The sequence below is a fragment of the Hypericibacter sp. genome (assembly GCF_050729195.1).
Taxonomy (GTDB): domain Bacteria; phylum Pseudomonadota; class Alphaproteobacteria; order Dongiales; family Dongiaceae; genus Hypericibacter.
In genome coordinates, this window is record NZ_JBOHKS010000105.1 from 22,641 (window position 1) to 29,373 (window position 6,733).

The following is a 6,733-nucleotide window of genomic DNA, read 5'->3' on the forward strand; positions in this document are numbered from 1 at the left end:
ATTCATAATTCTGGAAACACGGCCAAGCCGCGCCGAGGCTGGCGCCGCCCCATCGCGTTAACCCTTCATTCAGCAAGATTTACTCAAAATGGTGGGCTTGGCCCGCTGGCCGGAGTCGCGGGCCGAGCCCGATTCCGGCCCTCGACCATCACCGGTCAGGGCCGGGTTTCGCCAAGCCTCGCCGATCGCCACTCCAGCAAGGGATTCAAAGCGCCTTTCCATGGAGTTGTTGCCTTCCACCGAAGTCATTGCCACCGCCGCCGCGCTGGGCGCGATCATCATGGCGGCGACGATGGCCTATTTGGCGTTCCTGCCGGCCGTCTCGCCGGCGATGGGATGGTGGGCCCTGGCGACTTTGGCGAACGGCGCGGGCCTGCTCCTGCCCGGCCTCTGGACCGACGCCGCCGCCCGACCCGCGGTCGCCGCCGGCCAGTCGGCGCTCGCCTTGTCCGCCCTCCTGATCTATGCGGGCGCGCGCCGCTTCATTCACAACTATGTGGAAGCCCGGCGCCTCGGCCTGTTGCTGGGGCTGGTGACCGTCGCTGCCGCCCTGTGGGCCTCGGGCGTTCTGTCGGCGCCGCTGATCCCGGCGATCACCGCGCTGCTCTTCCTTGCCGCCGCTTTCGAGTTTGCCCGCGACTGGCGAAAGCAGCGCGATCCGGTGGTCGGCGTCGTCGCCGTGCCGCTGATCGCCTCGGGCGTCGTCGAGCTGCTGAAGCTCGTGCTGGCGCCAGAGTTGGGGCCGACCGGGCCGCTGCAATGGATCGGCCAACTCGCCGGTCTTGCCGCGGCCGTACTGGCGACCGCCGCCGTCATGCGGCGCGGCCAATCGGCCGCGGTCGAGCAGGAGCTGCAGCGGGCGCTGGACAGTCTTCAATTGCATGAGCGCGAAGAGCGGATGCGCCTCGCGGTCGAGAACGAACGCTCGCGCCTGCTCGAGGTCATGGAGGGCGTGCCGCAGGCGGTCGTGCTGTTCGACGCCCAGGACCGGCTGGTCTTCTCCAACTCGAATTTCAGCCGCATGTTCCCGCGCACGCGCGACCTGCATGGCGCCGGCACCCGCTTCGAAGACCTGCTCAAGGCCGGCGTCGAACGCGGCGCGTATGGCGGCGACCGCCAGGGGACGGAAGTTACGGCGCAGCGTCGCCTCGAGGCCCACCGCAATCCGCGCGGGCCATTCGAATATCCCTTGAGCGACGGGCGCACCATCCAGGTGGTGGAGCGCAAGACGCACGACAATTCCACCGTCGTCGCCTACACCGACATCACCGAATATCGCCGCCGCCAGGATGCATTGACTCTGATCGTCGGCAACCGGCCGGAAGGCCGCTCCTTCCTCGAAGCCGCGGCGCAGGCGCTGGCGATCGGGCTCGGCTATCGCTGGGCCGGGATCGCCGAGCTCGGGCGCGACGGACGGGAGGCGCGCGTTCTGGCGTTCTGGGCCGACGGGCGACCCGCTCAGCCCATCACCTTCTCGCTCGCCGGCACGCCCAGCGGTCAATGCTATGCCTCGGGCAAGACGCTGGTCGTGCCCGATCGCGCGCCGGAACTGTTTCCGCACGACAAATGGCTCTCCCAATCGGGTGCCGTCGCCTATCAGGGGGCGGTCTTCTGCGGCGAGCAGGGCGAGACCGTTGGCCATATCTTCGCTTTCGACGACGAGCCCGATCTGCGCGGACCCGAACCGCATCCGCTCCTCAACCTGATCGCGCATTGGATCGGGATGGAGATGCGGCGCGTGTCGGCCGAGCGGCGCCTGATCCAGGCCAAGGAGACGGCGGAAGAAGCGAGCCGCGCCAAGACCACCTTCCTCGCCACCATGAGCCATGAGCTGCGCACGCCGCTCAACGCGATCATCGGTTTCTCGGAGATCATGCGCGACGAGCTGCTGGGGCCGCTCGGCAAGCCGCAATACAAGACCTATGCCGAGGACATCTGCCAGAGCGGCGGGCATCTCCTGTCGCTGATCAACGACCTGCTCGATCTGAGCAAGGCGGGTGCGGGCAAGATCGATCTCGCCGAAGAGGAGATCGAGCCGCGCAATCTGATCGATTCCTGCCTGCGGCTGGTCGAGACGCGGGCGCGGCGCAACAACGTCCAGATCTACAATCTGGTCGGCAGCCCGCTGCCGAAGCTCTATGCCGACCGGCGCCGCCTGAAGCAGATCCTGCTCAACCTGCTCGCCAATGCCGTCAAATTCACGCCGGCCCATGGCAGCGTGACGGTGCGCACCCGGCAGGATTCGCAAGGCTTCCATATCGAGGTGATCGACACCGGCGTCGGCATCGCGCTCGAGGATATTCCGAAGGTCATGCTGCCCTTCGGCCAGGTGGACAGCGTCATCTCGCGCCGCGCCGAAGGCGTGGGCCTCGGCCTGCCCTTGAGCAAGGTGCTGGCGGAGCTGCATGGCGGCCGGCTCGCCATCGAGAGCCAGCTCGGCAAGGGCACCACGGTGGCGCTGGTGCTGCCGGCCTCGCGCGTGCGTTCGATCCAGGCCGCCGAATAATCCGACGCTCGGTCTCAGCCGAGCGCCGCCATCACCCGCTCGGCCAGGCCCAGGAGCGCCATGTCGAGCCCGCGCGCCATCACCAGCGACAGCCCCACCGGACAACCCTCAACCTCGGCCACCGGCAGGCTCACCTGCGGCAACCGCGCCATGCCGGCGACACAGGTGAGACTCAGGGTGCGGTCACGGAAACCCTGCGAGGCCGTCAGGTTCAGCCCCTTCATGGGCGCGATCGCGGGCGCCGACGGCATGACCAGCACGCCCCCGCCCGCCAGCAGCCGCGCCATGCGCAAGGAGAAATGCTCGCGCCGCAGCGCTTCGTCCTGGGGCGCCTCGCCTGCCATGCGCTTGGCCCATTCGAAGCGCGCCGCGATCTCCGGCCCGAAGCGCGGCCGCGTCGTCTCGATCCAGGGCCCGTGCTGCGCCCAGATCTCGCGCGCCTGGAGGGTCCGGAACCGCAGCATCAGGGGCATGAGGCTGCCTTCATTGTCGCCGACGCGCACCAGGGCCGGCGCACCGAGCAGACCCGACAGCGCGGCCAGCGACGGCACCAGCGCCTCGCGCAACGCTTCGTCGGCGAGCTCGAAACCGTCCGCCATGAGATAGAGCCGCGAGGGTTGAATTTCGGCCGCATCGGGACCCAGCAGGATCTCGCCCACGCGGCGCAGCAGGTTCGCCTCGCGCGTGAACCAGCCGACGGTGTCGAAGCTCGGCGCCAGCGGCATGACACCGCCGAGCGAGACGCGGCCATGGCTGGGCCTGATGCCGAAGATCCCGCAGAGCGAAGCCGGCAGCCGCACCGATCCACCGGTGTCCGATCCCAGCGCGATGTCGGCATCGCCGCTGGCGACCGCCGAGGCCGAGCCCGAGGAGGAGCCGCCTGGAATGCGATCGGGGCAGGCCGGATTGACCGGCGTGCCGTAATGATAGTTCTCGCCCTGGAGGCTGTAGGCCAATTCCTCGGTGATGGTCTTGCCGATCATGTCGGCGCCGGCCTCGAGCAGCTGCAGCAGGACGGGGGCGGTCTCGGCCGCGGGCGCATGGCTCGCGAGCCAATCGGGGTTGCCGCAGCCAGTGACATGCCCGGCGATGTCGAAGATGTCCTTGACCGCGAAACTCAGATGCGCGAGCGGCCCGCTCCCGGCGCCGGCGATGGCACCGCAGCTATGCGGCACGAAGGGGCGCTGCCAGTCATGCGGCGAGCTGTCGGCGGTCGATGACATCGAAAGAGCCTCGAGGTTTTGAGAATGCGGGCCCTGGCCGGGGCCCAGCGGGAGTCTTATCCTGGCCGCCATATTGCGAAGCGACGGCGGCCCTCGCAAGCCATGCGCGAAAACCCGTCCGCAGGAGCCGAACCCGATGATGCTGGCCCAGATCAGCGACTGTCATGTGGTGGAACCCGGCCGCCTGCTGTTCGATCGGATCGATACGGCGGGCCATCTCGCCGCGGCCGTCGCTCATCTGAACCGGATCGGCCCGGATTTCGTCTGGGTCACCGGCGACCTCGTCGATAGCGGCCGGCCGGCGCAATATGCCCATCTGCGCTCGATGCTGGACCGGCTCGAGGCGCCCTATGCGGTCATGCCCGGCAATCACGATGCGCGCGAGACGCTCAAGGCGGCCTTCGCCGACCATCCCTATTGGCGCGAAGGTCCGGGCAACCTGCATTATGCGATCGAGGATCTGCCGTTGCGGCTGATCGCGCTCGACAGCCTCGTCGCCGGCGAGAGCGGCGGACGGATCGGCGAGGCGCAGCTGGCCTGGCTCGAGGCGAAACTCGGCGAAGCCAGGAAGCGTCCGACCGTGATCGCCGTCCACCACCCGCTCTTCGCCAGCGGCATCGTCGAGATGGACACGATCAATCTGGCCGATGCCGAGGCGCTGGGTGCCGTCATCGAGCGCCACCCGCAGGTGGAGCGCATCCTCTGCGGTCATATCCACCGGCCGATCACGGCGCGCTGGCATGGCACGGTGGTGACAACAGCCCCCTCGGTCGCGCACCAGGTGGCCTTGCGGCTGGGTCCCAAGGACCCCGTCTCCTGGATCATGGAACCGCCCGCCTGCCAGCTCCATCGCTGGAGCGAGGACAGCGGCCTCGTCACCCATCAGAGCTGTATCGGCGACTACGGCCCGATGACGCCGTTCGAGTGAGGGTAGAAAAACCCACGCCCCCTCCCGCAAGGGGAGGGGGCGAGAGATTTTCTGGATCCCGCCTACGTCGACGTCGAATCGCTGCCGGGAGGCATCGGTTTCTGTGGCGGGATGGGGGCGGTGTCGTGGCGGCGGCGGATGACGATGTCGCCGTTCTCGTCGATCACCGGCGCCTCATATTCCGGCAGCTGCTGGATGAACAGCTGGAGCGCCTGCATCAGGCGGTTGACGCCCTCGATCGCAAGCTCATCGGGGCTTTGCTGAGGCGTCTCGTCGGACTGCGCATGGGCCGTCGCCACATACCCTCCGAGGGGTAGTGCCGGGGCTCCCAGCAATGCTGAAAAGGCAAGACCGATCATCGAGTTCCGCATGGGACCTTCCCCTCATGGGGAGGGCGCGTGGCGCCGCCCCGATTGCCCCCTCATATGGGCGGCGATTGGCTCCTTGTCAGCCCCCGCCCAATCGCTAGAGTGCGCGCCATCCGATCCATAATCCAGGCCCGGCAGCGCCGGCTCGGGCGCGAACGCCGAAGGAGTCGAGACCACCATGACAAGGACCATTCCCCACTTCATCAACGGCAAGACCGTCGAGGGCAAGAGCGGGCGCTTCAGCGACGTGTTCAACCCGGCGACCGGCGAGGTCCAGGCGCGCGTCGCGCTGGCCTCGCGCGCGGAGCTGAACGAGGCGGTCGCGGCGGCCGCGGCGGCCTTCCCGCGCTGGTCGGCGACGCCGCCGCTCACGCGCGCGCGCATCATGTTCCGCTTCAAGCAGCTCATGGAAGAGCGCATCGACGAAGCGGCGAAAATCGTCACCTCGGAGCATGGCAAGGTCCTCTCCGACGCCAAGGGCTCGATCATCCGCGGGCTCGAGGTCGTCGAGTTCGCCTGCGGCATTCCGCAGATGCTGAAGGGCGAGTTCTCCGAGAATGTCGGCACCAATGTCGACGGCTGGACCGTTCGCCAATCCCTCGGTGTCGTCGCCGGCATCACGCCCTTCAACTTCCCGGCCATGGTGCCGATGTGGATGTTCCCGATCGCGCTCGCCTGCGGCAACAGCTTCATCCTGAAGCCGTCCGAGCGTGATCCCTCGATGAGTATTTTCATGGCGCAGCTTCTCAAGGAAGCGGGCTTGCCCGATGGCGTGCTCAATGTCGTCAATGGCGACAAGGAGGCGGTTGACGCCATCCTCGAGCATCCGGAGATCCAGGCGGTGAGCTTCGTCGGCTCGACCCCGATCGCGGAATACATCTATCACACCGGTACGGCACACAATAAACGCGTGCAGGCGTTGGGCGGGGCCAAGAACCACATGGTGATCATGCCCGACGCCGATCTGACTCAGACCGTCGACGCGCTGATGGGTGCGGGCTATGGCTCGGCCGGCGAGCGCTGCATGGCGGTGTCGGTGGCGGTCGCCGTCGGCAACGTCGCCGATCCGCTGATCCAGAAGCTGGCGCCGCGCGTGAGCGCGCTCAAGGTGGCGCCGGGCACCGATCCCGAGGCCGAGATGGGCCCGCTCGTCACCAAGACGCATCTCGACAAGGTCCGCGGCTATGTCGATTCCGGCGTGGCCGAAGGTGCCGAGCTCGTGGTCGATGGCCGCGGGCTGAAGCTCCAGGGCTATGAGAAGGGCTTCTTCCTCGGCGGCTGCCTGTTCGACCATGTGAAGCCCGAGATGAAGATCTACAAGGAAGAGATCTTCGGGCCGGTGCTCTCGGTCGTGCGCGTGCCGGACTATGACAGCGCGGTCAAGCTGGTGAACGAGCATGAATATGGCAACGGCACCGCGATCTTCACCCGCGATGGCGACGCCGCGCGCGAGTTCGCCAGCAAGATCAAGGTCGGCATGGTCGGCATCAATGTGCCGATCCCGGTGCCGGCCGCCTTCCACAGCTTCGGCGGCTGGCGGAATTCGCTATTCGGCGACCATCACATCCACGGGGCCGAGGGCGTGCGCTTCTACACCCGCTACAAGGCGGTGACCCAGCGCTGGCCGAACTCGATCCGCGCCGGCGCCGAGTTCACCATGCCGCAGATCGGGCGCTGAGGCGGCGGATGAAAACCAAGGATGCCACTG

5 protein-coding genes are annotated in these 6,733 nt (G+C 67.6%); 3 read left to right on the forward strand and 2 right to left on the reverse strand.

Annotated elements, in window-relative coordinates; genetic code table 11:
* Positions 1 to 220 precede the first annotated feature (220 nt).
* Positions 221 to 2,506: an ATP-binding protein gene (locus ACREE8_RS07955; protein ID WP_431572446.1), complete on the forward strand. Its 2,286-nt coding sequence runs from the start codon at positions 221 to 223 to the stop codon at positions 2,504 to 2,506.
* A 14-nt stretch (positions 2,507 to 2,520) separates the two neighbouring features.
* On the opposite strand, the gene ACREE8_RS07960 is transcribed toward ACREE8_RS07955, so the two are convergent.
* A complete protein-coding gene (locus ACREE8_RS07960; protein ID WP_431572447.1) occupies positions 2,521 to 3,729 on the reverse strand; it encodes an amidase in 1,209 nt (402 codons plus the stop codon).
* 136 nt (positions 3,730 to 3,865) lie between these two features.
* Here ACREE8_RS07960 and ACREE8_RS07965 point away from each other — a divergent pair, with 136 nt between their 5' ends.
* Positions 3,866 to 4,657 carry a phosphodiesterase gene (locus ACREE8_RS07965; RefSeq protein WP_431572448.1) on the forward strand — a complete coding sequence of 264 codons (792 nt, stop codon included), beginning with the start codon at positions 3,866 to 3,868 and terminating at the stop codon, positions 4,655 to 4,657.
* Positions 4,658 to 4,719: 62 nt separating this feature from the next.
* Here ACREE8_RS07965 and ACREE8_RS07970 read toward each other — a convergent pair whose 3' ends face one another.
* Positions 4,720 to 5,028: a hypothetical protein gene (locus ACREE8_RS07970; RefSeq protein WP_431572449.1), complete on the reverse strand. Its 309-nt coding sequence runs from the start codon at positions 5,026 to 5,028 to the stop codon at positions 4,720 to 4,722.
* A gap of 175 nt (positions 5,029 to 5,203) precedes the next feature.
* On the opposite strand from ACREE8_RS07970, the gene ACREE8_RS07975 reads away from it, so the two are divergent.
* Positions 5,204 to 6,703 (forward strand): CoA-acylating methylmalonate-semialdehyde dehydrogenase, encoded by a 1,500-nt coding sequence (locus tag ACREE8_RS07975; protein WP_431572450.1) that lies wholly within the window; start codon positions 5,204 to 5,206, stop codon positions 6,701 to 6,703.
* The last annotated feature ends 30 nt before the right edge of the window (positions 6,704 to 6,733 follow it).